General features: G+C 74.7%; 23 protein-coding genes. 7 read left to right on the top strand and 16 right to left on the bottom strand.

Annotated features, from left to right (window positions below; all coding sequences use genetic code 11):
* Window positions 1-207 precede the first annotated feature (207 nt).
* Complete coding sequence (locus ACOOHE_RS18090; protein WP_420455495.1) at window positions 208-2,106, bottom strand: TonB-dependent receptor plug domain-containing protein; 1,899 nt, start codon at window positions 2,104-2,106, stop codon at window positions 208-210.
* 123 nt (window positions 2,107-2,229) lie between these two features.
* On the opposite strand from ACOOHE_RS18090, the gene ACOOHE_RS18085 reads away from it, so the two are divergent.
* From ACOOHE_RS18085 to ACOOHE_RS18070, 4 genes are read left to right on the top strand one after another with little or no spacing between them, the layout of a single operon-like run.
* Window positions 2,230-4,788: an amidohydrolase family protein gene (locus ACOOHE_RS18085; protein WP_420455494.1), complete on the top strand. Its 2,559-nt coding sequence runs from the start codon at window positions 2,230-2,232 to the stop codon at window positions 4,786-4,788.
* Window positions 4,789-4,819: 31 nt separating this feature from the next.
* Complete coding sequence (locus ACOOHE_RS18080) at window positions 4,820-6,259, top strand: amidohydrolase family protein (RefSeq protein ID WP_420455493.1); 1,440 nt, start codon at window positions 4,820-4,822, stop codon at window positions 6,257-6,259.
* Window positions 6,256-7,386 carry a sensor histidine kinase gene (locus ACOOHE_RS18075; protein ID WP_420455492.1) on the top strand — a complete coding sequence of 377 codons (1,131 nt, stop codon included), beginning with the start codon at window positions 6,256-6,258 and terminating at the stop codon, window positions 7,384-7,386. Before ACOOHE_RS18080 ends, ACOOHE_RS18075 begins: the two co-directional genes overlap by 4 nt.
* Window positions 7,383-8,126, top strand: a complete 744-nt coding sequence (locus tag ACOOHE_RS18070; RefSeq protein ID WP_420455491.1) for a LytR/AlgR family response regulator transcription factor — start codon at window positions 7,383-7,385, stop codon at window positions 8,124-8,126. Before ACOOHE_RS18075 ends, ACOOHE_RS18070 begins: the two co-directional genes overlap by 4 nt.
* A gap of 149 nt (window positions 8,127-8,275) precedes the next feature.
* Here the strand turns inward: ACOOHE_RS18070 and ACOOHE_RS18065 are convergent, their stop codons facing one another.
* From ACOOHE_RS18065 to ACOOHE_RS18015, 11 genes are all read right to left on the bottom strand, one after another.
* The gene (locus ACOOHE_RS18065) at window positions 8,276-8,683 is read right to left on the bottom strand and encodes a DoxX family protein (protein WP_420455490.1); all 408 of its coding nucleotides are present in this window, start codon (window positions 8,681-8,683) and stop codon (window positions 8,276-8,278) included.
* Between the two features lie 66 nt (window positions 8,684-8,749).
* Complete coding sequence (gene recR, locus ACOOHE_RS18060; RefSeq protein ID WP_420455489.1) at window positions 8,750-9,433, bottom strand: recombination mediator RecR; 684 nt, start codon at window positions 9,431-9,433, stop codon at window positions 8,750-8,752.
* A 140-nt stretch (window positions 9,434-9,573) separates the two neighbouring features.
* Window positions 9,574-9,921 carry a YbaB/EbfC family nucleoid-associated protein gene (locus ACOOHE_RS18055; protein ID WP_420455488.1) on the bottom strand — a complete coding sequence of 116 codons (348 nt, stop codon included), beginning with the start codon at window positions 9,919-9,921 and terminating at the stop codon, window positions 9,574-9,576.
* A gap of 75 nt (window positions 9,922-9,996) precedes the next feature.
* Window positions 9,997-12,237 (bottom strand): DNA polymerase III subunit gamma/tau, encoded by a 2,241-nt coding sequence (gene dnaX / locus ACOOHE_RS18050; RefSeq protein ID WP_420455487.1) that lies wholly within the window; start codon window positions 12,235-12,237, stop codon window positions 9,997-9,999.
* Window positions 12,238-12,746: 509 nt separating this feature from the next.
* The gene (locus tag ACOOHE_RS18045; protein ID WP_420455486.1) at window positions 12,747-13,235 is read right to left on the bottom strand and encodes an RDD family protein; all 489 of its coding nucleotides are present in this window, start codon (window positions 13,233-13,235) and stop codon (window positions 12,747-12,749) included.
* Window positions 13,236-13,406: 171 nt separating this feature from the next.
* Complete coding sequence (locus ACOOHE_RS18040; protein ID WP_420455485.1) at window positions 13,407-13,913, bottom strand: J domain-containing protein; 507 nt, start codon at window positions 13,911-13,913, stop codon at window positions 13,407-13,409.
* Window positions 13,914-13,917: 4 nt separating this feature from the next.
* On the bottom strand, window positions 13,918-14,571 hold the full coding sequence (locus ACOOHE_RS18035) for a thymidine kinase (RefSeq protein WP_420455484.1): 654 nt from the start codon (window positions 14,569-14,571) through the stop codon (window positions 13,918-13,920).
* An 81-nt stretch (window positions 14,572-14,652) separates the two neighbouring features.
* Window positions 14,653-15,342, bottom strand: a complete 690-nt coding sequence (locus ACOOHE_RS18030; RefSeq protein WP_420455483.1) for an SH3 domain-containing protein — start codon at window positions 15,340-15,342, stop codon at window positions 14,653-14,655.
* Complete coding sequence (locus ACOOHE_RS18025) at window positions 15,339-17,105, bottom strand: BatD family protein (protein ID WP_420455482.1); 1,767 nt, start codon at window positions 17,103-17,105, stop codon at window positions 15,339-15,341. The genes ACOOHE_RS18030 and ACOOHE_RS18025 overlap by 4 nt, the downstream gene beginning before the upstream one ends.
* Window positions 17,106-17,383: 278 nt before the next feature.
* A complete protein-coding gene (locus tag ACOOHE_RS18020) occupies window positions 17,384-17,941 on the bottom strand; it encodes a hypothetical protein (protein ID WP_420455481.1) in 558 nt (185 codons plus the stop codon).
* Window positions 17,938-19,662, bottom strand: a complete 1,725-nt coding sequence (locus tag ACOOHE_RS18015) for a VWA domain-containing protein (protein WP_420455480.1) — start codon at window positions 19,660-19,662, stop codon at window positions 17,938-17,940. Before ACOOHE_RS18015 ends, ACOOHE_RS18020 begins: the two co-directional genes overlap by 4 nt.
* A 283-nt stretch (window positions 19,663-19,945) precedes the next feature.
* Between ACOOHE_RS18015 and ACOOHE_RS18010 the strand changes: the two genes are divergently transcribed.
* The 3 genes from ACOOHE_RS18010 to ACOOHE_RS18000 all read left to right on the top strand — a co-directional run bounded on the left by ACOOHE_RS18010 (window position 19,946) and on the right by ACOOHE_RS18000 (window position 22,451).
* Entirely contained in the window at window positions 19,946-21,043 is a 1,098-nt protein-coding gene (locus ACOOHE_RS18010; protein ID WP_420455479.1) for a sensor histidine kinase, read from the top strand.
* Window positions 21,036-21,797 carry a LytR/AlgR family response regulator transcription factor gene (locus ACOOHE_RS18005; RefSeq protein WP_420455478.1) on the top strand — a complete coding sequence of 254 codons (762 nt, stop codon included), beginning with the start codon at window positions 21,036-21,038 and terminating at the stop codon, window positions 21,795-21,797. Before ACOOHE_RS18010 ends, ACOOHE_RS18005 begins: the two co-directional genes overlap by 8 nt.
* Before the next feature lie 63 nt (window positions 21,798-21,860).
* On the top strand, window positions 21,861-22,451 hold the full coding sequence (locus ACOOHE_RS18000) for a DUF6624 domain-containing protein (RefSeq protein WP_420455477.1): 591 nt from the start codon (window positions 21,861-21,863) through the stop codon (window positions 22,449-22,451).
* Window positions 22,452-22,697: 246 nt separating this feature from the next.
* On the opposite strand, the gene ACOOHE_RS17995 is transcribed toward ACOOHE_RS18000, so the two are convergent.
* From ACOOHE_RS17995 to ACOOHE_RS17980, 4 genes are read right to left on the bottom strand one after another with little or no spacing between them, the layout of a single operon-like run.
* Window positions 22,698-23,663: a vWA domain-containing protein gene (locus ACOOHE_RS17995; protein ID WP_420455476.1), complete on the bottom strand. Its 966-nt coding sequence runs from the start codon at window positions 23,661-23,663 to the stop codon at window positions 22,698-22,700.
* A gap of 27 nt (window positions 23,664-23,690) precedes the next feature.
* A complete protein-coding gene (locus tag ACOOHE_RS17990) occupies window positions 23,691-24,029 on the bottom strand; it encodes a four helix bundle protein (RefSeq protein ID WP_420455475.1) in 339 nt (112 codons plus the stop codon).
* A complete protein-coding gene (locus tag ACOOHE_RS17985; protein ID WP_420455474.1) occupies window positions 24,020-24,253 on the bottom strand; it encodes a four helix bundle protein in 234 nt (77 codons plus the stop codon). The genes ACOOHE_RS17990 and ACOOHE_RS17985 overlap by 10 nt, the downstream gene beginning before the upstream one ends.
* A complete protein-coding gene (locus ACOOHE_RS17980) occupies window positions 24,246-25,046 on the bottom strand; it encodes an SIR2 family NAD-dependent protein deacylase (protein WP_420455473.1) in 801 nt (266 codons plus the stop codon). Before ACOOHE_RS17980 ends, ACOOHE_RS17985 begins: the two co-directional genes overlap by 8 nt.
* Window positions 25,047-25,050: the final 4 nt, after the last annotated feature.

Genomic DNA, 25,050 nt, shown 5'->3' with positions numbered 1-25,050 from the left:
GGCGCACGGCCGCGCCGGCGCTAGTACCGTGGCACGCTGCTCGTGAGCGGACCCCCTGGCCGTCCGCCCCTCGCTCCGCTCAGCGGGCGGACGACCCGTCCCCCTTCAAGGGGGACAGCTCTTGTCAAGGGGGACGGCTCCTGCGGCACGGAGCGGAGCGATGGCCGCGGGGGCGGGGGGTCGGCCTACGAGTAACGTGGCATCGCTCTACCGGACCCACCGCACGCCGACCCGGACCTCGCGGCCCGGCGCCGGCAGCCCGGCCTGCGGCAGCACGAGCGCGTCGGTCGCGTTGTCGACCCGGGCGAACGCGCCGAGCAGGCCGCGCCCAACGGCCCACCGGTACCCGAGCCGGCCCGCCAGCACGACCGACGCGGGCAGGTCGATGAGCCCGTCCGGCCCGAGCGAGACGGCGGGGCCCGTCGCCAGCACCTCGGCGGCGACGGTCCACCCGGTGGGCGGCAAGACGGAGGCGGCCAGGCGGCCCAGGGCGGCCGGCCGCTCGGGCAAGCGGACGCGCCCGCCGTCGCCGTCCTCGCCGCGGAGGTGGAGCAGCGTCCCGCTCGCGTCGACCCGCCATAGACCCCGGCGCACGGCCCCCGACGCCTCGACCCCGACCGCCCGGCTCCCGCCCAGGTTGACCCGCTGGCGCCGCCCGTCGGCCAAGACGGTTTGCTCGATGGTGTCCGTCGTGACCCGGCCGAACACGACGGCCCGGCCCTCGGCGACCGGTCCGCGCGCCGCGACGCCGACCTCGGCCTGCCACGTCGACTCGGGCCGCAAGTCCGGGTTGAGGGCGAACCGGCCGAGGGCCTCGCCGAACAGCTCGCGCGTCGTCGGGAAGCGGGCCGCGCGGGCGACGCCGCCGTGGAGGTCGACGCCGCCCACGTCCCTCGCCAGCCGCGCCGTGAGGGCCCAATCGGCAAACGCCCCGGCGGACTCGCGCCCGGCCGTCTCGACCGGCGCGAACGTGTCGACGGCCAAGCCGAGCAGCGCCTGGACCGGGCCCTCGGTCTCGGCTTCGACGCCGACTCGGCCCTCGGCGGTCACGAACCGGTCCGCCGCGTCCCCTCCGTCCCGGTCGTGCAGTGAGACGAGCCCGGTCCCCAGCGCCCGGACCGCGACGCCGCCCGCCCCGGCAGTGACGAGGGCTCGCCCGCCGGCCGAGCGGTCGCGGTCGCGCTGTTCGCTCTCGGCCACGTCGTAGCTCGCGTCTCGGAACGGGCGGATCGTCTGGCTGGCGAGCGCGCCCCAGACGGTGGCGTCGACCGGGCCCGACCGGAGCCGCGCGACGAGCGCCGTCTGCCGCTGGGCCGGGATCCTCCAGAAGCGGACGCGGTCGTGCGCCGGGTCGAGGTGGCCCTCGGGCGCGACGCCCTGGGCGGCCGAGAGGTGGAGCGCCGTCACGGCCAGGCCCCCGGCCGTCGCCCGGGCCAGCACGGCGGCCGAGCGGCGGTCGGTGTTGGTGCGGAGGGCGCCGGGCTCCTGGCTGAAGGGGAGGGGCCCGGCCAGCGCGTCGCCCGCTTGGGCCGAGGCGTCGACGGCGACGCTCAGGCTCCGGCCGTCGCTGGCCCAGAGCCGAGTGGCCGAGGTGCGAGCACGGGCCGGCAGGCCGCCGTTGACCTCCGCCTCGGTAAGCGCCCCGGGCGACGCGAGCGCGCGGGGGACGAGGTCGAGCGCGCCGCCGGCCGCGTTCGGGCCCCACGCCAACGACGCCGGCCCCCGCACCACGTCGACCGCGCCGACGACGCCGGCCGGGACGAGGCCGAGGTCGATCCGGCGGTCCCACGGGACGGTGAGCGGAGCGCCGTCGAGCAGCACGGCCGTCTGGCGCTCGCCGGCGCCGCGAACGGTCAGGAGGGCCTCGCCGCGCGAGTTGGTCGGCGCCGCCGCCGAGGGGACGAGCCGGGCCACGTCGGACAGGGCGACCGGGTCGCGCGTGAGGATGCCCGCGACCGGGACGCGCTCGACGCCCGGCCGGTCCTCGGCCTCGCCCACGACGACCTCGCCGAGCGCCCGCACGGTGTCCGGGGCGACGGGCTGGGCGCGCGCGGCGGCGCTGAGCACGACCGCCAGCACGGCGGCCACGAGACGGGGGGACCACATCCCGCCAAGCTACCCGGTGCGCCCGCTGGGCTGCAGCTCGTCGGCGTTGAGTGCGGCTCGTCGGGTTGTGCTCGGAGCCGAGGCCGGAGCGGGCGACTCTGTAGCCTCCTCCTCTCCGAACGAATGCGACTGCCCCTCCTCGCCCTGCTCTTCGCCGCCGCCGCCAGCGCCCAGCCGGCGCCGCGCCTCACCCCGGCCGCCGGGCCGACGGCCTACGTCGGCGGGATGTGGTGGACGGGCGAGCGGTTCGAGCCTCGGGACACGACCTGGGCCGAGCATGGCGTGTTCGTCAACGGCCCGCTGGCGGAGCTCGCGCGCGTGGTCGACATGGGCGGCACGTTCGTCGTCCCGCCGTTCGGCGACGCCCACTACCACGGGTTCGACGACCCGGCGTCTCTAGCGACTCAGGACAGCGCGTTCGTGGCCGACGGTGTGTTCTACGTCCAGAACCCGAGCGTGATCGCCTCGAAACGTGACCGCGTGCGCGGCCTGGCGACGACCGTCGACGTGACCTACGCGCCGGGCGCGATCACGGCGCCTGGCGCGCACCCCGTCCCGGTCTACGAGCGGCAGGCGCTCGGCCTCCCCATCGACGCCCTGTGGGACGAGCGGGCCGAGACGCTCCGGTCCAGCCGCCGCCTCGACGGCGACGCCTACCACCTCGCGCTCACGCTCGACAGCCTCGACGCAGTGTGGCCCCGCGTCCTCGCCTCCGGGCCCGACCTCGTCAAGGTCATGCTGGGGCACAGTGAGGAGTGGGCCGAGGGCACCCCGGAGCGACCGCGCGGGTTGTCGCCCGAAGTCGTCGCCGAGGTCGTGCGGCGAGCGCACGCGGCCGGGCTCCGCGTCGTCGCCCACGTCGAGACGGCCGCCGACGTCCGGGCCGCCCTCGACGCCGGCGTGGATGCCTTCGCGCACGCCCCGGGCTACAACGCGGGTGGCGGTGCCCCGGCGTCGGCCCACGTCATGAGCGACGCGCTCGTCGCCGACCTCGCCGCCCGCGCCGTCCCCGTTACGCCGACGCTGGCACGCGGGCCGGCCATGCTCCAATACGTCGCTGAGCAATACCGCCCGAGCGCCGAGGCCCAAGCGGCTGGGCGCCAGTTTCACCGCGATCTGTTCCGTCGGCTAGCCGAAGCCGGCGTTCCCCTCGCCCTCGGCGCCGACTCCGGCGGCCTCTTGGCCCGGGACGAGGTCGCGTACGCCGTCGAGATCGGAGGGCTCACGCCGGCTCAGGCGCTCCGGGCGTGGGCCGTCGAGACGCCGCGCGCCATCTTCCCCGACCGGGCCATCGGCCGGCTGGCGGACGGATTCGAAGCGTCACTTCTCGCGCTCGCCTGCGACCCCTCGGTCGAGTTCGGCTGCACCGGGCGGATCCTCCGGCGCGAGAAACAGGGCGTGCCCATCGGGCCGCCGGCGCCGCGCTTGGTGCCGTCCGCCGGGCCGACGGCCTACGTCGGCGGCCAGTGGTGGGACGGCCGCGCGTTCGCGGCGCGCGACACCGTCTGGTCCGACGGCGGCGTGTTCGTCGATGGGCCCCTCGCCGACGTCGAGCGTGTGGTCGACGTGGGCGGACGGTTCGTTGTCCCGCCGTTCGGCGACGCCCACACCCACATGCTGAGCGACTCCTACCAGGGGCCGGGCCACGCCGAGATGTACGTCGAGGACGGCGCGTTCTACGCGCTCGTCCTGACCGACCGCCACTCGTGGGCTGCCAGCGTCATGGACCGGTTCGAGGGGCCGGGCTCCGTCGACGTGGCCTACGCGCACGGCGGGTGGACCTCGCCGCGGAGCCACCCCGTCCAGGTCTACGAGTGGCAAGCGCTCCGCTACGTCGGCCGCGAGCTGACCGACGCGATGAAGCGAAAGATCCACGAGAGCCGGCTCGCCGAAAACGATGCCTACTTCGAGGCGCCGACCCTGGCGGACCTTGACGCGAAGTGGGCCACGTTTCTCTCGCACGAGCCCGACGTCGTGAAGGTGTACCTCATGGACCTGGCCGGCGAGCGCGAGGCGCGGAGCGGGATGACGGGGCTCGCGGCCGGTCGTGGCCTGACGCCCGAGGTGCTCCGCGAGGTGATCCGGCGGGCCCACGCCGCCGGGCTCCGCGTGTTCGCCCACGTCGAGACCGGCGCCGATGTGACCCTGGCCGTCGAGAGCGGCGTCGACGGGTTCGCCCACCTGCCGGGCTACGGCTACGGGGCCGGCGAAGACGCGCCGTACCTCGTGGCCGACGCGACCGTGGCCGCCGCCGGCGCGCGTGGGGTCGTGTTCGTCCCGACCTCTGTCGTCGGCGACAGCTACAACGCCGACCGGCCGGCCCGAGCCGTGTTCGGCCGCGACCTCCATCGGCGCCAGCTCCGCGAGCTCCACGCGGCCGGTGCCCGGATCGCCCTCGGCGCCGACCGGTGGAACGCGACGTCTCGGATCGAGGCGGACTTCTTCGTCGAGCACGGGTTCTTCGACCGGGCCACGGTCCTCGATCTGTGGACGCGGACGACGTCCCAGGTCGTCTTCCCCGACCGCGCCATCGGTGAGCTGCGGGCTGGGTTCGAGGCGTCGCTGCTCGCGCTCGCCTGCGACCCGACGGCCGACTGGTCCTGCACCGCTCAGATCGCGCACCGCGAAAAGCAAGGCTTGGACCTCGACCTGGGCGGGTCGGCCGGGCGCGCCCGTCGGTGAGCCACCCCACCCGATGCCACCCCGCCCCGCTATGCGTTTGATCTCCGCCTTTCTCCTCGTGTTCGTCCTCGCCACGGGCGGCGCGGCGCAGGAGCACGCGCTCGCGTTCGTCGACGTGGCCCTCGTGCCGATGGACTCGGCGCGCGTCGTGGAGCACCAGACGGTCGTCGTCCGGGCGGGGCGGATCGAGCGCGTCGGCAACGCAGCCGAGGTCGCGGTGCCGGCCGACGCGCAGCGCGTGGACGGGCGGGGCCGGTTCTTGATGCCGGGCTTGGCCGACATGCACACGCACCTGGCTCACCCCGAGACCGACCAGTTCTACGCCGACGACAACCGGCAGGCCCTCGCGCTCTTCCTTGCCTACGGCGTCACGACCGTGCGGAGCATGTGGGGGTCGCCCGGCCTCCTCGCCCTCCGCGACAGCCTCCGCCGGGGCGACGTACTCGGACCCCAGGTGTTCACCGCGAGCCCGTTCGTAGACGGGCGCGGCCAGTACGACGACGCGAGCACGTTCAAGGACGAGACCTGGCGGTTCGTGGCGGAGACGCCGGACGCCGCCCGCTCGGCCGTCCGCGAGATACACGCGGCGGGCTACGACTTCGTCAAGGTCTACAGCTCGCTCTCGCTTCCCGCCTACCGCGCCGTCCTGGACGAGGCCGAGGCCGTGGGGATTCCGGTCGTGGGCCACGTCCCGTGGAGCGTCGGGCTCGCCCGCGTGCTGACCGACCCGCGACAGGCCAGCGTCGAGCATTACAGCCCGTTCTTCGGGCTTGCGGAGGCGTCCGACTCGCCGGTCCGCGACTCGACCGCGTGGTGGTGGCGAGGGTTCGGCCCGCCGGCCTACGCGGAAACCGAGCGGCTGGCCGTGGTCGCCGACATCGCCGCCGCCTCCGGCATCTGGTTCTCGCCTACGCTCCTCATCTCCGAGTGGGCCAGCGCGCCGCAGCCGCGCACCCTCGCCCGTCTAGACGCCCCCGAGTTGGTCCGGTTTACCCCGCCCGCCCAGAGGGCGGGGTGGCGGAGTCGAGCCGAGGGGTTCGCCGCGAACTACGCGCGATGGGGCGTGGACATGGCTGCTCAGCGGACGTTCGCGCTCGCGCTTGCGCGGGCGCTCCACGCCTCGGGTGCGAACCTCATGCTCGGCACCGACGACACGCCCGCGCTTGTCCCACACGGGATCGCGGTCCACGACGAGTTGGCGCTGTGGGCAAAGGCCGGGCTCACGCCCTTCGAGACGCTCCGCCTCGCCACGGTCGCCCCGCACGACTTCCTCCGCGAGTGGGGGCTGGGCGAGGGCACCGGCACGCTCCGTGAGGGCGAGCCCGCCGACCTCGTCCTCCTCCGCGCCGACCCCCTCGTGGACGTCGCCAACGCCCGTCGGATCGAGGGCGTAGCCGTCCGGGGCCGCTACCTTGACCGCGCCCTTTTGGACGACCTCCTGGCTGGCGTCGAACGAGCCTACGCCGAGTGACCGCCCCGCCCCCCGCGACCTCCCCGCCCCGGCCTCGCCTGACCTGGCGCGGCGTCGCCGCGTTCGCCGCCGCCTACGCCGCGCTGGCGCTGCTCTACACCGTCGCCATCGAGTGGGGCGAGTGGGCCGACGGCTGGGGCGTGTTCGTCGCCGAGGTGACCGAGCTGTACCCGCGCTCGCTCCTGGACTACGGGATCAAGGCCGCGCTGACGTTGCCCGTGTGGTGGGTCGTGGTGCGGGCGCTCGACGGCCGGCCTCGGGCGCAGGCCGTCGCCCACGCCGTGCTCGGGCCCCTCTGGGTGTGGGCGTGGTTCGCGATCTACCGCGGGCTCGCGCCGGTCGTGGGCTATTGGGTGCTTCCCGGCAACGCCGAGGTGTGGGACCTCTACATCCCGGCGCTCGTCTACCTCGCCCAGTTCGGCGCCCTCCACGCCGCGCGGATCGTCGCTGAGGTCCGCCGCCACGCCCACGCCGAGGTCGCCCTCCGCGCCCGCCAGGCCGAGTTGGAGCGGACGGCGCGCGAGGCCCAGCTCGCGGCGCTCCGGGCGCAGATGGACCCGCACTTCCTGTTCAACACGCTCAACACGGTCGCCGCGTCCGTCCCGCCGGAGCAGGGCGCCACGCGCGACCTGGTGGCCCGGCTGGCTGGCCTCGTCCGCTACACGCTCGCGGCGGCCCGGCGCGACCGCGTGCTGCTCCGGGAGGAGCTCGACTTCGTGCGGGACTACCTCGCGCTGGAGCAGGAGCGGATGGGCGACCGGCTGGCCGTCGAGATCGATGTTGACGCCGACGCGCTCGACGTGCTCGTCCCGCCCATGCTCGTCCAGCCGCTCGTCGAGAACGCGGTCCGCCACGGGCTCGCGCCGACGCTCGACGGGGGGACGGTCCGCGTCGAGGTCCGGCGCCGGGGCGACACCGTCTGGGTGCTCGTCCGCGACGACGGGGCGGGCCCGAGCCGGCCGCTTGTGGACCTCCTCCACACCGGGGCGGAGGGCGTCGGCCTGGCCAACACGGACGCGCGGCTGCGGGCGCTGTTCGGCGACGGGCTCGCGCTCGACACGCCCGGCTCGGGCGACGGGCAGGCGCGCGGGTTCGAGGCCCGGTTCACGGTCCCGGTCGAGGCGTGACGCGCGCGCTCATCGTCGACGACGAGGCGCCAGCGCGGCGGATGGTGAGGGACGCGCTCGAAGCGCTGGGTGCCGAGGTCGAGGTCGTCGGCGAGTGCGCCAACGGGATCGAGGCAGTCGCCGCCATCGCTCGATCGGACGACGCCGGGCGCCCGGTGGACCTGCTGTTCCTCGACGTCCAGATGCCCGGCCTCAGTGGGTTCGAGGTGCTCGACGCCGTCGCCGGGCGCGGGCTGGCGGTCCCGGCCGTCGTGTTCTCGACCGCGTTCGACCGGCACGCCGTCCGCGCGTTCGAGGTGGCCGCCGTCGACTACCTGCTCAAGCCGTTTACCCAAGCCCGCTTTGCCGAGGCCGTCGGCCGGGCGCTGGCGCCGGAGCGCGTGGTCGAGGTCGTCCGCCAGGCGTCGCCGCGGTGGGCCGAGCGGCTGCTCGTCGAGGACGGCGGCGTGTTCGTCCCCGTCGCCACGGCCGACGTGCTGTGGGCCGAGGCCGCCGGCGACTACACCAAGCTCCACACACGCACGCGGACCTACCTCGCGTCCCAAGGCATCGGCGCGCTCGCCGAGCGGCTCGACCCGGCCCGGTTCGCCCGCGTCCACCGCTCGACCGTCGTGGCCCTCGACGCGCTCCGGGCACTCGAACGCGACGCCTCCGGCGGCTTCGTCGCCCGCTTGGCCGACGGCGCCGTCGTCCGCGTCAGCCGGACCTACGCCGACACCATCCGCGACATGATGGCGTAGGTCGCTCAGGTCGTACCTCCGGCCATCGAGTCCATCAGGACCGAAGACGGGGGACGGGGGACGGGGGCCGCCCGAGACTCGTCAGGAAGCCCGGTCCCCAGTCCTCCGTCTCCGGTCCCAAATCTCCTCCGCTTCAGACCCAACTCCAGTCAGACGAGCGCGCGGCGGTCGGCGAGCGGCTCGGCGCGCGGGACCAGCAGCGGCATCAGCGCCCCGCGGTACGCCCACAGCAGGAACGCCAACATCGCGGCCACCACGTAGCCGCCGACCCCGCCGGCCACGTCGAACCGGACGTGGTACAGCACGATGTTGATCGCGATCGGGACCAGCATCACGAGCGCGAGCGGGACGAACCGGCCCGCCAGCAACAGCGCCCCGATCACGACCTCGAACACCTTGACCACGGGCATCACCCCGCCCGACACGAGCGCGCCCAAGAACTCGCCGCCGGCTGCCGGCGGGGCTGGCTGGGGGATAAAGTTGAGGAAGCCGTTCAGCCCGAGGACGAGCAGCATCAGGCCGAGCAGATAACGGACGACGGTGACGGCGATCTTCACGGGACAGAGGGGTGGCGGGAAAGGCGTTGCAACAAGGAAATAGAACGCCGGTTCCAGAACGCCCCGCTACATCCCCGCTCGGCCCTCCAGCGCCCGGCTTAGCGTGGCCTCGTCGGCGAACTCGAGGTCGCCACCGATGGGGAGCCCCCGCGCGATCCGCGAGACTGTCACGCCGAACGGCGCCAGCATCTGGCCGACGTAGTACGCCGTCGTGTCGCCCTCGACGTTGGGGTTCATGGCCAGGATCACCTCGCCGACCGGGACGCGCTCGGCCTCGGCGGGCGCCCCGTCGTCTGCGTTGCCGTCGTAGCCCTCGCCCGGCTCCGCGACGGCCGGCGCCGACGCCGGCTGGGCCACGCGCGCGACCAGTTCCGAGATGTGGAGGTCGTCCGGGCCGATCCCGTCGAGCGGCGAGATGACGCCGCCCAGCACGTGGTAGAGCCCGCGGTACTCGCCGGTCCGCTCCAGCGCCAGCACGTCCGACGGCTCCTCGACGACGCAGATCACGCTCCGGTCCCGCTTGGCCGACTGGCACACGGGGCACGGGTCGACGTCGGTCACGTTGAAGCAGACCGAGCACGTCTTGACGCGGTCCTTGGCGGCCACCATCGCCCGGGCGATCTCGACGACCTCCTCGCGCGGCATCTTCAGGATGAAGGCCGCCAGCCGCTGGGCCGTCTTCCGCCCCACGGTCGGCAGCTTCGACAGCTGCTCGACGAGCGACTCGACGGTCTCGGAGGTCAGGTGCATGGGGTCGGCGGGTTGGGCAGGTCGCGCGAGTTCAGCGAGTCAACGTCGCATGGGCCGAAGACAACGGTAGGTCACACAACCCCGGAGGGACGGCGCCGCCAACCCGCCGGACCTGCTCGACCCGCGAAACCTGCCGGACCTTAAAACTTCGGCAGGTCCAGGCCGCCGAGGTCGAGGCCGGGCGGGAGCATCGAGGACGCGGCCTCCTGCATCTTGCGGGCCTTGACGGCCTCGGCCTCCTCGATGGCCTTGTTGACGCCGGCCACGATCAGGTCTTCAAGCAGCTCGACGTCGTCGGGGTCTACAGCGTCGGGCTCGATCTTGAGGGAGACGACGCGGCCGGTCCCGTCGGCGGTGACGGTGACCATGCCGCCGCCGGCCTCGGCCGTCACGCGCTCCTCGGCCAGCTTGGCCTGGGTGTCGGCCACGCGCTGCTGCATGTCGGCCATCTTGCCGAAGAGGTCGGCCATGTTGGGGGTTCCGTCCATCACAGTGGGGGGTACGAGGTACAGGGTACGGGGGTACGGGAGGGTGTACCTCGTACCGAGTACCCCGTACCGCTGTCAACTCCAGACGATCTCGGCGCCGAACTGCTCGAAGAGGGCACGGACGACCGGGTGGTCCTGGCGCATCTGCTTGAGCGCTTCGAACGGGTCGTCGGGGCGGGCGGTTTCGGCCGTCTCTCGGGGCGACTCGACCCAGCGGAGCGGCGGGGCGTCGGCGCCCAGGACGCCGGCGAGGACGTCGGCCAAGGCGGACTGGTTGTCGGAGGCGACGGTCACCGCGAAGGCGTCGTTCATCCCGACCTCGACGGCCCCGCGCGCCACGCGGAACGGCGTCCCGGCCTTGACGATGGCGCCGACCCGAACGCCCACGTGCTCGCGGACGGCAGCGACAAACGCGGGCCACGCGTCGGTGACCCGGGCGAGAGCGGGCCCGAGCGGGTCCGCGACGGCCGGCGACGGGCCGGACTGCCCGTCGCCTCCGGCGTGGAGGTCGGCGGGCCCGGTCGAGCCGTCGCCGCCGGCCGGGCGCTTGAGGGCGGGGCTCCCGAACAGCGCCGAGCGCGGGCGCGGGGCCGGGCTCGGAGTCGCCTGGGCCGGGGGCGCCGAGGGCGGTCGCGGCGGCGGCGGTTCTGCCGGCTGCCCACCGTCGTCGTCGGGGCCGAGCCGAGGCGGGGCCGGCGCCTCGGCGGGCGGGGGCGGCTCCGGGCGAGGGTCGCCGCCAGGGTCGGGCCGGTGGGCAGACGGGGCCGAGTAGCTCCCAGGTGGCTCGGCCGTCCGCGCGGTCGCGGGGGGCTCTTCGCGATCCTCCAAGCGAGCGGCCGGCGCGGACGACGGCGAGGCCTGTGCCGTGGCGACCGACGGCGCAGACGTGGCCTGCGGAGTCGAGCGTTCGGCGGCGGGCACGCGGTCGCCTTGGTCCACCACCCCTGTCCCCTCCTGTTCAGGAGGGGGACTCCCCGACGGGCTCTGGCGCCCGACGGCCGGCCCCGCGACGGCCGGCTGCGGACTCACAGAATCCGTCGGCGCCGAGGTCGGTGGGGCGGGCGGGGGCGGCTCGGGCTTGGTGCGGGCTGGAGCCGCCGCCTCGGTAAGCGGGGAGGGCGGCAAGGTGCCCGTTCGGGCCGCCTGCTCCAGCGCCGCGAGCCGGTCCAGCAGCCGGCCGAGGTCGGCTGCGCGCTCCAGGCTCGCCATCTTGAGCAGCGCCAGCTCGAGCGTGAGCCGGGGCTGGCGGCTCTCGCGCAAGTCCGTCGCGGCCGTCTCCGCCAGCATCAGCAGGTGCAAGAGGTCCGCCTCGGCGGTCGACGCGGCGGCGTCGAGGTAGCGCTGGCGCGTCGCCTCGGTCCCCTCGATCAGGTCGCCCGTGCCGGTCGACCGCGCGACCAACAGGTTCCGCAAGTGGTCGGCCAGGCCCAGGACGAACTCGTTGAGGTCGTGGCCGCTGCGGACCACGTGGTCGACGAGCGACAGCAGCGCCGCGCGGTCGCCGCGCTGGGCCCGGGCCGTGGCCTCGAAGTAGACGTCGGCGTCGACCACGCCGAGCGCCTCGCGGAGCGGGCCGATCTCGAGGTCGGCGCCGCACAGCGAGACGGCTTGGTCGAAGAGCGAGAGCGCGTCGCGGAGCGCGCCGTCGCCCTTGCGCGCGAGCAGGACCAGGCTCTCGTCGTCGGCCGCGACGCCCTCGGCGGTGCAGATCTCCCTCAGCCGGTCGACGATCTCGGGGACCGCGATCCGGCGGAAGTCGAACCGCTGCGTTCGCGAGAGGATCGTCGGGAGCACCTTGTGGGGCTCGGTCGTCGCGAAGATGAACAGGGCGTAGTCCGGCGGCTCCTCCAACGTCTTCAGGAGCGCGTTGAACGCGCTCGCCGAGAGCATGTGGACCTCGTCCAGGATGTAGACCTTCTTCTTGGCCCCCTGCGGCGGCACGCGGACCGTGTCGCGGAGCTCGCGGATGTCCTCGACCCGGTTGTTCGAGGCCGCGTCGATCTCGATGATGTTGAGCGAGCGGCCGTCCTCGAAGGCGACGCACGAGGCGCACGTCCGGCACGGCTCGGCGGCGGGGCGCTCGGCGAGGGGCGTCTGGCAGTTGACGGCCTTGGCCAGGATCCGCGCCGCCGTCGTCTTGCCCACGCCGCGCGGGCCGCTGAACAGGTAGGCGTGGGCGAGCCGGTCCCGCGTGATCGCGTTGCGGAGCGTCTCGGCGACGTGCTCCTGGGCGACCAAGTCGTCGAACGTCTGCGGCCGGTACTTCCGGGCGGTGACGGTAAAGCGGGCGCCGGAGGCGCGGGTCGTGTCGGCCATCGTGTGTCGTGTCCGGGGGGCGCCGGAGGGTCCCGCCCGGCGCCGTCAACATAGCGTCACGGGCCAGACGCCGCGGGCCGTGTGGACAACGGGTGGACGAACGCGGAACGTCGGAATGCGGGAGGCACGGACGTGGTCTCTGCCCCAACGTTGGGGACGGGGGACCGAGGACGGGGTACCGAGGACGGGGTTGATACCAGGTCCGGTTGATCTGTCGCTGGTCGGGAGTGGGGCGTGTGGGAGTGTGGGCGTGGAACGCGGTCTCCTCTCACACCCCCAACCCCACACAATCCACCCGGATTGGGTATGAGAGGTCCCTTGCGGTCTGAGCCGGAGGGGTTGAGAGGACGGAAGGGAACGCCCCCACTCCACTCCCTCAAGCCCTCCCGTCCGATTCCCTGTCGCGCAGGAGACTCGTTCCCCCTCTCCACCAGAACCAGAGACGGTCTGATCGTGCAGTCCTCCGTCCCCGGTCCTCCGTCCCCGGTCCTCCGTCCCCGACGCGCCCGCTAATGCCGCGCCTCGATCACTCGCGTCTCGGCCCACCGGTCGCCGATCCGCCGGCCGGCCGGGTCGACGGCGACCAGCGCCGCCTCGGCGGCGACGACGAGCCCGGCGAGCGCCAGCACGACCTCGCCGAACGGGATCCCCCGGTACCCCCCGACGACGTACAGGAGCGCCCACACGGCGACGGCCCCCGCGACGGTCGCGTTCCGCCGCGCCGAGAGCGCCCACGTCAGCGGCTCGCCGCCCACGGCGTACGGCCGGATCCCGATCCACCGCTTGCCCAGCGATCGCGCGCCCCACTCGGCGTACGGGAGGCCGTCGCGGAGCAGCAGGTACCCCGCGCCGAGCAGCAGGCCGACCCCGAACATCCGCCCCTTCAGCACGCCCGGCGCGAGGGCGGCCGGGGCCAAGGCGAGGAGCAGCGCGAGCGTGGCGTCGAGGAGCGCGGCGGCGAACCGACGGACGCGGACCGGGCGGACGGAGCGGGCCATGGGGCGGGGGAAGACCGACCCGACGATACCGAGCCGCGCGCCCCTCGACCCGGGAACCTGTGCGAAGCCCGACCGGCGAGGAGGGCATGAGGGACAGGGCACGAGGCATGGGGCCGAATCCCCTTGCCCCTTCGCTCATGCCCCACGCCTCCGGAATCGCCAGAGCCCGGCTCAGTCGCGGCCGAGGCGGGCCTTGAAAAAGGCGTAGGCCTCGTTGATCGCCTTCGTCTCCTCCTCGGCGAGCCGCTGGAGCTTGGCCCCGAGGCCGGCGACGCGGTCGGGGTGGTAGGCCACGACGAGCCGGCGGTACTGGCGGCGGAGGTCGTCGGCGGTGACCGGGCCCGTGCCGAGCTCGAGCACGGCCCGGTGGAGGTCCTCGGGCGTCGGCGGCCGGGCGGCGGGGCGGTCGGCGTGGGGCTCGGGGCCCGACGGCGTCGGGGCCGTCCGGGCGCGGGCCCGCTCGCGGCGCGTCCGCTCGCGGCGGATCCGCTCGCGCATGGCCTCGGCCCGGGCCTCGCGCGACGTGTAGAACGCGCGCCCGGTCCCCTCCGCCGCCGCCCGGCTCTCGCGCGCCGAGACGGCCCCGCCCGCCCGCTTGAGGTCCGCGATCCACCCGAGCACGACCGACGCCAGGAGCATCAGGACCGTGAACGTGGTGGCGGCGGCGACGAGGGACATGGGGTCAGAGCGCGAGCGGTCGAGGGGCCGGCTGGGCGTCGGGCGTGTCGGTACGCGCGAGCGGGGGGAGCGGCTCCGCGGCGTGCTCGGGCTGGAAGCACCGCCGGCACCGGGGCTCGTACGCCTCGGCCTGGCCGACGAGCACGCGGGCCCCGTCGGCCACGAGCCGCTGGGAGTGGTTGGCCGGGGCCCCGCACCGGACGCAGACGGCGTGGAGCTTCGTCACGTGCTCGGCGACGGCCATCAGCTGGGGGACCGGCTCGAACGGCCGCCCGAGGTAGTCCTGGTCTAGCCCGGCCACGATCACGCGGCGCCCCTCGCGCGCGAGGTGCTCGACGACGTCGACCAGCTCGACCCCAAAAAACTGGGCCTCGTCGATCCCCACCACGTCGGCGTCGCCGGCCAGGAGCAGGATCGGGTCGGCCGAGTGGACGACCTCCGACGGCATCGCCGTCGCGTCGTGGCTCACGACGTCGGTCTCGTGGTAGCGCGTGTCGAGGGCGGGCTTGAAGAGCGTGACGCGCTGGCGGGCGATCCGGGCCCGCTTGAGGCGGCGGAGCAGCTCCTCGGTCTTGCCCGAGAACATCGACCCGCAGACGACCTCGACCCAGCCGCGCCGCTGGCCGTCCTCGGTGCGCGTGTAGACGTGGGGTTCCATGCGGGAAGGTACTCGGCCGGGTGCCGCTGTCCAGGCCACAACGCGGGGACGGCGCCCGTCGTGCGGAACGGCTCCGTGCCCTTAGATCGGTTCGACGGCGTCCGCTCGGACCCACCCCTCGGCGCGGCCGACGGTCACGGGCCGCCAGCCGTCGACGGGGGCGCCCACCTCGACGGCCTCGCCGGCCCGGAGCCGCGCGACGCCCGGCGCCGTCGGCGACGGGGCCTCGACGACGGGCGCGTCGTCCGCCATCACGATGCCGAGCGGGCGCGTGGCCTCGCTCACCGCGACGACGGCCCCGGCGACGGCCACCAACGCCAGCACGCCGACCCCGGCCGCCCACCGGCGCCGCCCGGCGACGGCCAGCCCGAGCGCCCCGAACGACACGGCCAGCGCCAGCGCCACCACGCCGAACGGCGTCAGCACGCCGACGGCCCGCGCCCACGCCCGTCGGGCCGCGGACGGAGGCGGCTCGCCGGCCCGCTCGCGCGCCAGCCCGAGGTTGCGAGCGACGGCGTTGTCCAGGGGAGCGAGCCGGGCGGCGCGTTCGAGGTGGAGCCGCGCCCGAGCCGCGTCGCCACGCGCCAAGGCGACCGTGCCGAGGTTGTGCTCGACGGCGGCCGAGGTCCAGCCAGCGGCCGCGGCGCCCTCCCACGCCGCCACGGCGCCGGCCGTGTCACCCTCGGCCACCAGTCGGAGCCCGAGGTCGAACAGGCGGTCGGCGTCGGCCACCGGCTGCATCAGGGCGAGGGCGAGGACGAGACCGATCATCGGGCCGCCGCGAGCCGCCGACGTCGGGGTGCGGACGACCGCCCGGTCCCCCCGCCAGGGTGAGGCAGGCGGTCGAAGGCTTCGAGCAGCGCCTCGGCCTCGTCGGCGAGGGCGCTCGGCGAGCCGCCCAGGCCGGGCGCGAACTGGCCCCGGGCTGCCGCGTCGAGCACGGCCCGCGTCTGCTGGCGGAGCGCGTCGGGGACCTGCGCGAGCGCGTGGCCGACGGCATCGGCAGAGGCGGTCGGAGGCACGCCGAAACGGTCGGCCAAGACCGTGCGGACGGCCCGCTCGACCTCGGCGAAGGCGGGCGCCCCGTCGAGCGTTCGAGCAGCCTGGAGGCGCTGGCGGACGTCGGCGCTCGTGCGGCGTCGCCGCTTCGCGGGCGTGTCGGCGGCCAGCCGCTCGCGCCCGACGCGGGCCGCCAGGAAGAGCGACGCGGCGACGGCGGGGAGCGCCAGCCCGCCGCCGAGCACGGCCCACAGCCACGTCGGCCGACCAGCGGGGCGGCGCCAATCGGCGGCGGTGATGAGGGCGGCCGGGGCGCCCGGTCCGTCGGTGGGGGCCTCGTCGGCGAGGGCGGGGCCGTCGGCGGTGATCGTGACCGGGTCGGTGCGGAGCGTCTTGTAGCGGCCGTCGGTCGGGTCGAAGTAGGTCCACGGCGCGGCCGGAACGTCGAACGTGCCGCCGCCCTGGGGCACGAGCGTGTAGGTGAACGTCTTGATGCCCCGGAACGCGGGCCCGGTCCGGAGCAGCTCGCGGTCCTCGCGCGCGTCGTAGGCGTCGACGCCCGGCGGCACGTCGAGCACCGGCGCCTCGACCGTGGCCACGTTGCCGTCGCCGCGCACGGCGACCCGGATGCGGACCGCGTCGCCGGGCCCGACCGCCCGCTGATCGACCGTCGTCGACAGCTCGAACTGGCCGACGGCCCCGGCGAACGACGGCGGCGCCCCGTCGGGCAGGGGGCGGACGTCGACCGTGACCGCAGGCGCCGTCACCTCGCGGTCCTCGAACCGCTGGCTGAACGGCGAGAAGAACGGGGCGAACGGGTCGTTCGAGAAGCTCCGGTCGGTCCGCATCAGGTCGATGGTGAACTGCATCGGCGCCAGCTCGAGCGTGCCCGAGCGCGTCGGGAAGAGGGCGACCCGGCGGATGGTGACGGCCTCGTAGGGCTGGCCGCCGAGGGTCGTCGGGCGGGGGTAGGCCGAGGCGATCTCCAGCTCCTCGCGCCAGGCCCCGGCCGCGTCCCACGTCCCGATGGGCGCCGTCTGGCGCGGCTGGATCTGGGGCTCGAAGTACAGGACGTAGTCGACGACGACCTGCTGGCCGACGACGGCCGTCTGCCGGCTCGGCTCGGCGCGGACGAACAGCTCGCGACCGCCGCTCGGCGCAGGCGCCGGGGCGACCGACGCCGGCGGCCCGCTTCGGACCGAGACCGTCACCGCGTCCACCACGACGGGCCGGCCCCCGACCTCGGCCCGGAACTGGCCGATCCGCCCGGTCCCCGGCCGCGTCGCTTGGTAGGCCCACCCGACGCGGCGCTCGGTCCGCCCGTTGATCGTCGTCGTGACGTCCAGGATGGGCTGGCGCGAGACCAGCCGGAGCCCGCCCGTCGCCAGCGGCGGGCCGACGCGGCGCCCTCGGCCTCCGTCCAGCACCACGGTGTACGTCAGCGTCTCGCCCACCCGCACCTGCGCCGACGACACCGACGCCGTGGCCGACTGGGCCGCCGCGTCCGGCGCGAGGCCGAGGAGGAGCGCCAGCACGGCAAAGAAGGAGGCGAGATGATGCGCCAGCGTCGGCCTCCCTTCCTCGCCTCGTTCCGACCCACCGTCATTCCCGCGGAGGCGCTGACAGGGGGAGGCTTTCGCAATCTGGCTCCTCCCTCTCATGCCGTCATTCCCGCGCAGGCGGGACCCGAGTCTTCGAGGACGGCGCAGCCAATCCAGGGCGTCAGGGCGCACCGGTGCTCGCCACTCTGGATCCCCGCCTTCGCGGGGATGACAGGGGCGGGGTGTCAGAGAATCGGGTCGAGGCGTCCGCATCACCAGTCCTTGTCGGAGCGGCGGCGCTGGGTCGGGGCCCGGCGGATCTCGCGGAGCAGCAGCCGCTCCTCGCCCCCGACGGCGTCCAGGATCCGCTCGGCCTGGGCCGCCGTCATCTCGTCGGCCTCGCCCGCGGCCGGAGGCGGCGCGTCGCCGGACGACGGGTCGCGCGGCGCCTGCGTCCGCGTCTGGTCCTGCTCGGCCTCGGGCCCCTCTTGCTCGTCGGGCGACTCCGGCGGCCGGTCGCCGTCTTCTCCCTGCTCGCCTTCGTCGCCCTGGTCGCCCGCGTCTTGGTTGTCGGCCTGATCCTGCTGGCCGCCGTCTTGCTGGTCCTGCTCGTCCTGCTGCTGCTGGATGAGGTCGCGGAGCGCCTGGAGCTTGGCGTCGTCCGGAGCCGCCGACAGACCGGCCTCGACGGCGGCGAGCGCGCGCGCGTTGTCGCCGTCCACGAAGGCCCGGGCGCCGAGGTGGTACTGGGTCGCCGGGGACGGGCCGCGCGGCGGTGGGGCCTGGGCCAGGAGCGCGACGGCCGCGAGCAGGAAAGCGAATCGGGTCATGGCGTGTCGGAGACGGTCTCCTCGATGCGGACGACGCCGCCCAAGCGCTGCGTAAAGTCGGCGTAGGCGGCGACGGACGAGTCCCGTTCGAGCCCGTCCTCCATGACGTCCAGCGCGGCCCGGTATTGCCGGGCGGCGACGAGCGAGTCGGCGCGGGCCTTGACTCGTTCGGCGAACGGCGTCGGCTCGGGCGGGCTGGGCGGGTCCTGGAGACGGCGCCGGGCGATCTCCTGGTTCCGCCGCGCCGCGTCGAGCGTCGGGTCGATCAAGAGGGCGACGCGCAGGAGCGAGTCGGCACGGGCGGGGTCGTCGGCCAGCAAGGCAGCCGTCCCGGCGTCGGTCGCGTAGCGGGCGCGCTGGTCCGGCGTGTCGGCGAAGGGGAGGGCTTGGGCAAAGGCGCTGTCGGCGCCGGAAAAGCGGTCCTGGGCCGCGCGTGCCACGCCGAGCGCGTGCCACAGCCGGGCACGGAGGTCGCGCGGCACCTCGGGCTGGGCGAGACCGGCGACGAACTGGGCCTCGGCGCCGGCCGCGTCGCCGTCTTCGAGCAGGGCGACGCCAGCCCGACCCTCGCGAGCGCCCGGAGCCAGGGCGTCGAGTGGGTTCGTGCATCCGCTGAGCAAGACGAGCGCGAGCGCGGCGGCCACCGACGCCGTCCGCGTCGCCGGGCTGGCGGACGTGGGCTCTCCGCTCTCGTCGTCCGCCTTCTCCGACATCGGGCGTCGCGGGGGCGGGCGCAAGGCGACGAGGCGCTCGGCGACGAGCAGCAGCAGCGCCAGCGCGAGGGGCCACTGGAACCGCTCGGCCGACGCCGCGAACTCGTCCTGGGCCACGACCGCCCGGTCGAGCCCGTCGAGCGCGTCGTTGACCGCGCCCGCCGCCGGCGTCCGCCCGACGCGGAACAGGCCGGCCCGCCCGGCCAGGTCGCGGAGCGCGCCCGGCTCGAACCGGGTCACGACGGCCGCGCCCGTCTGCCGGTCCCGCCGCTCGCCGACGACGCGGCCTCGGCGGACATCGGGGACGGCGGCCCCCTCGTCCGTCCCCACGCCGAGCGCCAGGATCTCGACGCCGTCGTCGCGGAGCGCGTCGGCCTCGCCCGAGAGGCCGCCCTCGTGGTCCTCCCCGTCCGAGACGACCAAGAGCGCGCGGGGCCGGGCCTGGTCGTCGTCGCCCGCGTTGAAGGCCGCGTCGGCGACAGCGAGAGCCCGGGCGAAGTCGGTGCCTTGGACGGCGACCTGCTCGGGGTCGGCGGCGTCCAAGAACAGGCGGAGCGCGCCGCGGTCGGTCGTCAGCGGGCACTGCAAGAACGCCTCGCCCGCGAACACGACGAGCCCCACGCGGTCGCCCCGGCGGGCGTCGACGACGCGCTCGATCTCGAGCTTGGCCCGCTCCAGCCGCGACGGCGCCACGTCCTCGGCCAGCATCGACGCCGACACGTCGAGGGCGATGAGCAGGTCGAGGCTCTCCTGCCGGCTCTCGCGCAGCGCCGTCCCGATCCGGGGCCCCGCCAGCGCGACGCCGACCAGCCCGAGCGACGCCGCGATCAGCCCCGCACGGACCCGGCGCCGACGCGCCATCGGCCCGGTCGCCATTGTGTCGGCGCGGGCGCCCAAGAACAGCCGGAGCGCATCGGCCCGCTCGCGCGCGGCGTAGGCGAACGCCGCCAGCGCGGCCGGCACGAGCACGGCGGCGAGCAGCAGGACGGCGGGCGAGCGGAAGGACATGGGGCGGAGGCTACCAACGCCGCGACCCGCGCGCCGGTGTCCCGGCGGTCGTCTCCGGTTGCGGCCTCGCCCACGACGTCCCCTCTCCCTGTGGGAGAGGGACAGGGTGAGGGGGCCAGAAACGTCGGAACCGGACTGGGCCTTCTTAGCCCCCAAGGGTCGGGGGAGTCGCCGAGGTCGCATCGCCTCACCGCTCGGCACGACGCTCGGCCACTCGTCCCCGCCCATCACCGCTCGTCCGAATCCGCCGGCCCGCATTCGGGGCGCTCGGTAGTCTCGCCCCATGCCGATTTCCCGCACCCGCCTCTACTGGATCTGCCAGCTCGCCGGCTGGGCCCTCGGCCTCGGGGCGTTCCTCCTGCTAGTCGCGCTCACCGGCGGGTTCATCGGGCCGACGCTGACGCCGGCGGCGATCGTGTACTCCCTCGTCCTCGTCTACGGGCTGGGCGTCGGCGGGACGCACGCGGTCCACGTCGTCGCCGTGCGGCGGGGGTGGCTCGACCTCCCGCTCCGGGCGCTCGCGCCGCGCCTGGTCGTGGCCGTCGTCGTCGCGGCGGTGGCGGCGGTGGCCGTCTCGACCGCGCTCTCGATGGCGGTCGAGCCGCTCATCAACCCGCTCGCCGAGCACCCCGAGCCGTTCCCCTCGCTGGCGGTGTTCTTCTCCAACGTGCTCTCGACGATCCCCGCGTTCCTGGCGTGGGCCGCGGTCTACGCCCTGATCGTCACTGGCCTCCGCCTGTCCGACGCCGAGCGCGACCGGCTCCGGCTCCGGGCAACTCTAGCCGAGGGGCGGATGCGGGCGCTCGAGTACCAGCTCAACCCGCACGCCCTGTTCAACGCGCTCAACACGGTCCGCGCGCTCATCCTGGAGGACCCCGCCGAGGCCCGCCGCGCGGTCACGCTCCTCTCGGGCCTGCTCCGCCGGACGCTCGCCGCCGGCCGCGAGGCGACCCACGCGCTGGCCGACGAGCTCGAGCTGGTCCGGACGACGCTCGCCATCGAGGCGATCCGGTTCGAGGACCGCTTGCGCGTCCGGCTCGACGTGCCCACGGAGACGCGCGACCTGGCGGTGCCGGCGCTCCTCGTCCAGACGCTCGTCGAGAACGCGGTCAAGCACGGCGTGGCCCGGTGCCGCGAGGGCGGCGAGGTGTCGGTCGAGGCCCGGGTCGAGGACGGCCGGCTCACGCTCCGCGTCGAGAACCCGCTCGCCGACGGGCCTCGGCCCGAGGGGACCGGCACCGGGCTCGCCAACGCTCGGGAGCGGCTGGGCCTGCTCTACGGCGACGACGCCCGCCTCGCGCTCGACCTCGACGGCGACCGAGCCGTCGCCACCGTCACTCTCCCCGCGCTCGTCGCCTCGCCCACCCCGACCGATGCCTGATCCTCTCCGCGCGCTCTTGGTGGACGACGAGCGGCTGGCCCGCCGTGAGCTCCGCGCACTGCTGGCGGCCCACCCCGAGGTCGAGGTCGTCGGCGAGGCGGCCGACGCGGACCAGGCCCAGGCCCTGCTCGACCGGCTCGCGGCCGACGGCGCCCCGCCCGACGTGGTGTTCCTCGACGTCCAGATGCCGGGCCGGAGCGGGTTCGACCTGCTCGACGACCTCGACGCGGTGCCCGACGTCGTGTTCGTGACGGCCTACGACGAGCACGCGCTCCGGGCCTTCCGCGTGAGCGCGCTCGATTACCTCCTGAAGCCGGTCGACCCGGAGCGGCTGGCCGAGGCCGTCGGCCGGGTCGCGGCTCGGGCGGCGTCTCGGCCCGCCCCGTCCGACGCCGGCCCCCGCGTGCTCGGCCCAGCCGACCGCGTGTTCGTCAAGGACGGCGACCGGATGCACCTGGTCCGGCTGGGCGACGTCCGCCGGTTCGAGTCGGTCGGCAACTACACCCAACTCCACTTCGACGGGCCCGGCGGACGGGCCCACGCGGTCGTCGCCCGCTCGCTCTCGGCGCTCGAAGCGCGCCTCGACCCGGGCCACTTTGCCCGCGCCAGCCGGTCCGAGATCGTCGGCTTGGCCCACGTCGTCGGCGTTGACGACGCGCTCAACGGCGGCCTGCTCGTCCGCCTCGGCGACGGCACGACCGTCGAGTTCTCGCGCCGTCGGGCTCTCGCGCTCCGCGACCGCCTCAGCCTGTGAGGTATGAGGAGTCAGGAGACCATTCCTCCTCCGCACGAACAGAACCCCCACACCCCCAGACCCATGAAGACCCTCGCCGCTTTCGCTCTCCTGCTCGCCACCGTCCCCGCCGTCGCCCAAGACGTGGCCGAGCCCGCGCTCCGCGCCGACCTCCTGGAGCGCTACGCCGCCGAGCAGGACGTCCGGATGCGCCTGATCGCCGCCGGCATCGCCGAGCCCGACCGCGCGCTCCTCTCGGAGATGAGCGCCATCGACGCTGACAACCTCGCCCGCGTTGTCGAGATCGTGGACACGCACGGGTGGCCGACGCCCGAGTTGGTCGGCGCCGACGGCGTGAACGCGGCGTTCATGATCGTCCAGCACGCCGACCCCGCCACGCAGGAGCGGATGCTCCCGCTCGTCGAGGCGGCGTACCGGGCCGGCGACCTCCCGGGCCAGAGCTACGCGATGCTCCTCGACCGCGTCCTGGTGGTCGGCCGCGGCGAGCCCCAGGTCTACGGCACCCAGGCCGCGTTCGGGCCCGACGGCGAGATGGTCGTCTCGCCGACCATCGACGACGCGACGCTCGACGCGCGCCGCGCCGAGGTGGGCCTGCCGCCCGTCGCCGAGTACCTCGCGATGCTGAGGGAGGCCTACGCCGCGCCGACCGAGTAGAGGATGGAGAGTCCAGGGCGAGCACATTCTCTCTGACCCACCGATCCGCCCCTTGTGTCATCCTGAACGAACGTGAAGGATCTCAACTCGGTCTTCCAGCACGTCGGCGCCGGTTCCGACGAGTCGGAGCGACGGCGTCGAGATCCTTCGCTGCGCTCAGGATGACGTGCAGGGGAGAGTGCGCTCGCCTTGGTGGAGGGTCGAGGATGAAGGGCGGCCGACGCATCCATCTTCCACCCTCCGCCTCTACGGCACCTCGCGGAGCCGGGTCGTCGAGAGCGCGACGGCCGCGAGCAGGCACGCCAGCGCGGGCCACAGGAAGAGCGGGTAGCGCTCCTCGACGTCGAGCAGGACCGTCTCCTCGATCTCGGTCCGCTCGAGCTCCGAGATGGCGTCGTAGATCTGGCGGAGCGCTTGGGCGTCGGTCGCTCGGAAGTACTGGCCGCCGGTCGTCTCGGCCACCTGGCGGAGCGCGCCCTCGTCGACCTCGGGCGCGGGCCCGAACGCCCCGAACGGCCCGCGCCGCGCCGGCCCGTCGCCGCCGACGCCGACGGCGTAGACCTTGACGCCCAACGCCGCCGCCGCCTCGGCCGCCGTCTGCGGGTCGACCTGCCCGCGGTTGTTCTGGCCGTCGGTGAGCAGGATGACCACCTTCGACGCCGCTTGGGAGTCGCGGAGCCGGGCGGTCGCCGTGGCGAGGGCGGTCCCGATGGCCGTCCCGTCCTCGATGAGCCCCATCCGGACCTCCTGGAGCATCGTCAGCAGGAACGGGTAGTCGAGCGTCAGCGGGGCCTGGGTGTAGGCCTGAGCCGCGAACACGACCAGCCCGATCCGGTCCGACTCGCGCCCGCGCACGAACTCGGCGGCGACGGCCTTGGCCGCCTCGAAGCGGTTGGGCACGAAGTCCTCGGCCGTCATCGACGTCGAGACGTCGAGGGCGAGGACGATGTCGATCCCCTCGGTCGACCGCTCGACAGTCGCGTCCCTCACCTGGGGCCGCGCCAGCCCGAGCACGCCGAGCGCGAGCGCCGCCAGCAGGAGCGCGTCCGGCAGCTTCCGCAGCCGCGCCCACCCGGTGGCCCCGAGCGCGGCGGCGTCACCGGCCATCGAGTACCGGACGCCGGGCGCCTCGCGCCGAGGCCGCCACAGCGCCCACGCCAGCGCCGGCACGGCGACGAGCGCGAGGAGCCACAGGGGGTCGGCGAAGGTCATGAGGGGTCGGGAATCAGGAGTCAGGAATCAGCGGGCTTTGAGCGACTTCACCAGGCCGGAGAGCATCTTGCTGATCTGGACTGACTGATTCAGCAAAGCCGGAACGGCGTCGGGGTCGATGTAGCCGCGTCGGGCTGCGATGCGGAGTTGGGTCTCGATTTCGTAGAGCGACCCGCGTGCGTAGCGGAGAAACTGGAGGTACTCACCAGGGCGAGCGCATGCTAGACCCAGACCCCCCGCTTTCCGGCCGGTCGCTCCGCTCCCAGGCTCGGAAAGCTGTCCCCCTTGAAGGGGGACAGTCTGAGCGCCCGCTGAGCGGAGCGATGGGCGCTCGGACTGGGGGTCCGGGCCGGAGATCAGTGGCATGCGCTCGCCCTGGGGTACTCGCCGGTCTGGGCCCGACCCCACCCCTCTGCGATGTTCGAGGGGATCGAAACCGCAGCGCGGCGGATCTGGGAGGTGAGCCCGAACGCCTCATGCTTTGGAAAGGTGGCAGACGCCCCGTAGATCGCGTCGGTGAAGTCCATGGCGGACTGCCAGACCGTGAGGTCCGTGTACCGCTTGATCGGTCGCGTTCGCTCGTCACCCATCGTTCCCTCCTGATTCCTGGCCCCTGATTCCTGATGCCCCGCCGAGCGCAGCGACGAGCGCCGGCAGCACCTCCCCCGCCGTCCCCCGGACCTGCTCGCTCACGCGGCCCGCGATGTCGCTCGGCGTGGGGTTGACCTCGGCCACGTAGGCGCCGGCCTGGCGGGCGAGGAGGGGCAGGCCGGCCGCCGGGTACACGACCGCGCTCGTGCCGACCGAGAGGTACACGTCGGCCAGCGCTGCGGCCTGCTCGGCTTGGGCGAAGGCGGCCTCGGGGAGCTGCTCGCCGAACCACACCACGTCGGGGCGGACGAGCCCGCCGCAGGCCTGGCACGTCAGCGGGCCCCGGGCGTCGGCCGACTCGTCCGCCTCGGCGGCGCAGTCGATGCAATGGGACCGGAGGAGCGAGCCGTGGAGCTCGACGAGCCGCTCGCTGCCGGCCCGGGCGTGGAGCCCGTCGACGTTCTGGGTCGCCAGCAAGAAGTCGCCGCCGCGCGCGGTCACCCACCGCTCGAGCGCGGCGAGCGCGCGGTGGCCGGCGTTCGGCTCGACGTCCTCGACCAGGGCCCGGCGGTGGGCGTACCAGCCCTGCACGAGCGTCGGGTTGGCCAGGAACGCCTCGACATTCGCCAGCTCCTCGGGGCGGAACCGCTGCCACAGCCCGTCGGGGTCGCGGAACGTGGGGACCCCGCTCTCGGCCGAGATGCCGGCGCCGGTGAGCACGGCCACGCGGTCGGCCTCCCGCAAGCGGCGGACGAGCGTGTCGGAGAACGGCGGGCCGACGGGCTGGTGCACGGGG

It is taken from the genome of Rubrivirga sp., assembly GCF_965213695.1.
Classification (GTDB): Bacteria; Bacteroidota; Rhodothermia; order Rhodothermales; family Rubricoccaceae; genus Rubrivirga.
The sequence above is the reverse complement of the archived record's forward strand: the minus strand, read 5'-3'. Positions and strand labels throughout refer to the sequence as shown.

What these genes read in the sequence shown, in the direction of transcription:
- ACOOHE_RS18035 (WP_420455484.1), bottom strand. Translation starts at nt 14,571, where the DNA reads ATGGAACCCCACGTCTACACGCGCACCGAGGACGGCCAGCGGCGCGGC.
- ACOOHE_RS17985 (WP_420455474.1), bottom strand. Translation starts at nt 24,253, where the DNA reads ATGGGTGACGAGCGAACGCGACCGATCAAGCGGTACACGGACCTCACG.
- dnaX (WP_420455487.1), bottom strand. Translation starts at nt 12,237, where the DNA reads ATGGCCGACACGACCCGCGCCTCCGGCGCCCGCTTTACCGTCACCGCC.
- ACOOHE_RS18080 (WP_420455493.1), top strand. Translation starts at nt 4,820, where the DNA reads ATGCGTTTGATCTCCGCCTTTCTCCTCGTGTTCGTCCTCGCCACGGGC.
- ACOOHE_RS18085 (WP_420455494.1), top strand. Translation starts at nt 2,230, where the DNA reads ATGCGACTGCCCCTCCTCGCCCTGCTCTTCGCCGCCGCCGCCAGCGCC.
- ACOOHE_RS18015 (WP_420455480.1), bottom strand. Translation starts at nt 19,662, where the DNA reads ATGTCCTTCCGCTCGCCCGCCGTCCTGCTGCTCGCCGCCGTGCTCGTG.
- recR (WP_420455489.1), bottom strand. Translation starts at nt 9,433, where the DNA reads ATGCACCTGACCTCCGAGACCGTCGAGTCGCTCGTCGAGCAGCTGTCG.
- ACOOHE_RS17990 (WP_420455475.1), bottom strand. Translation starts at nt 24,029, where the DNA reads ATGCCACTGATCTCCGGCCCGGACCCCCAGTCCGAGCGCCCATCGCTC.
- ACOOHE_RS18010 (WP_420455479.1), top strand. Translation starts at nt 19,946, where the DNA reads ATGCCGATTTCCCGCACCCGCCTCTACTGGATCTGCCAGCTCGCCGGC.
- ACOOHE_RS17995 (WP_420455476.1), bottom strand. Translation starts at nt 23,663, where the DNA reads ATGACCTTCGCCGACCCCCTGTGGCTCCTCGCGCTCGTCGCCGTGCCG.
- ACOOHE_RS18000 (WP_420455477.1), top strand. Translation starts at nt 21,861, where the DNA reads ATGAAGACCCTCGCCGCTTTCGCTCTCCTGCTCGCCACCGTCCCCGCC.
- ACOOHE_RS18040 (WP_420455485.1), bottom strand. Translation starts at nt 13,913, where the DNA reads ATGTCCCTCGTCGCCGCCGCCACCACGTTCACGGTCCTGATGCTCCTG.
- ACOOHE_RS18045 (WP_420455486.1), bottom strand. Translation starts at nt 13,235, where the DNA reads ATGGCCCGCTCCGTCCGCCCGGTCCGCGTCCGTCGGTTCGCCGCCGCG.
- ACOOHE_RS18090 (WP_420455495.1), bottom strand. Translation starts at nt 2,106, where the DNA reads ATGTGGTCCCCCCGTCTCGTGGCCGCCGTGCTGGCGGTCGTGCTCAGC.
- ACOOHE_RS18055 (WP_420455488.1), bottom strand. Translation starts at nt 9,921, where the DNA reads ATGGACGGAACCCCCAACATGGCCGACCTCTTCGGCAAGATGGCCGAC.
- ACOOHE_RS18030 (WP_420455483.1), bottom strand. Translation starts at nt 15,342, where the DNA reads ATGATCGGTCTCGTCCTCGCCCTCGCCCTGATGCAGCCGGTGGCCGAC.
- ACOOHE_RS18005 (WP_420455478.1), top strand. Translation starts at nt 21,036, where the DNA reads ATGCCTGATCCTCTCCGCGCGCTCTTGGTGGACGACGAGCGGCTGGCC.
- ACOOHE_RS18020 (WP_420455481.1), bottom strand. Translation starts at nt 17,941, where the DNA reads ATGACCCGATTCGCTTTCCTGCTCGCGGCCGTCGCGCTCCTGGCCCAG.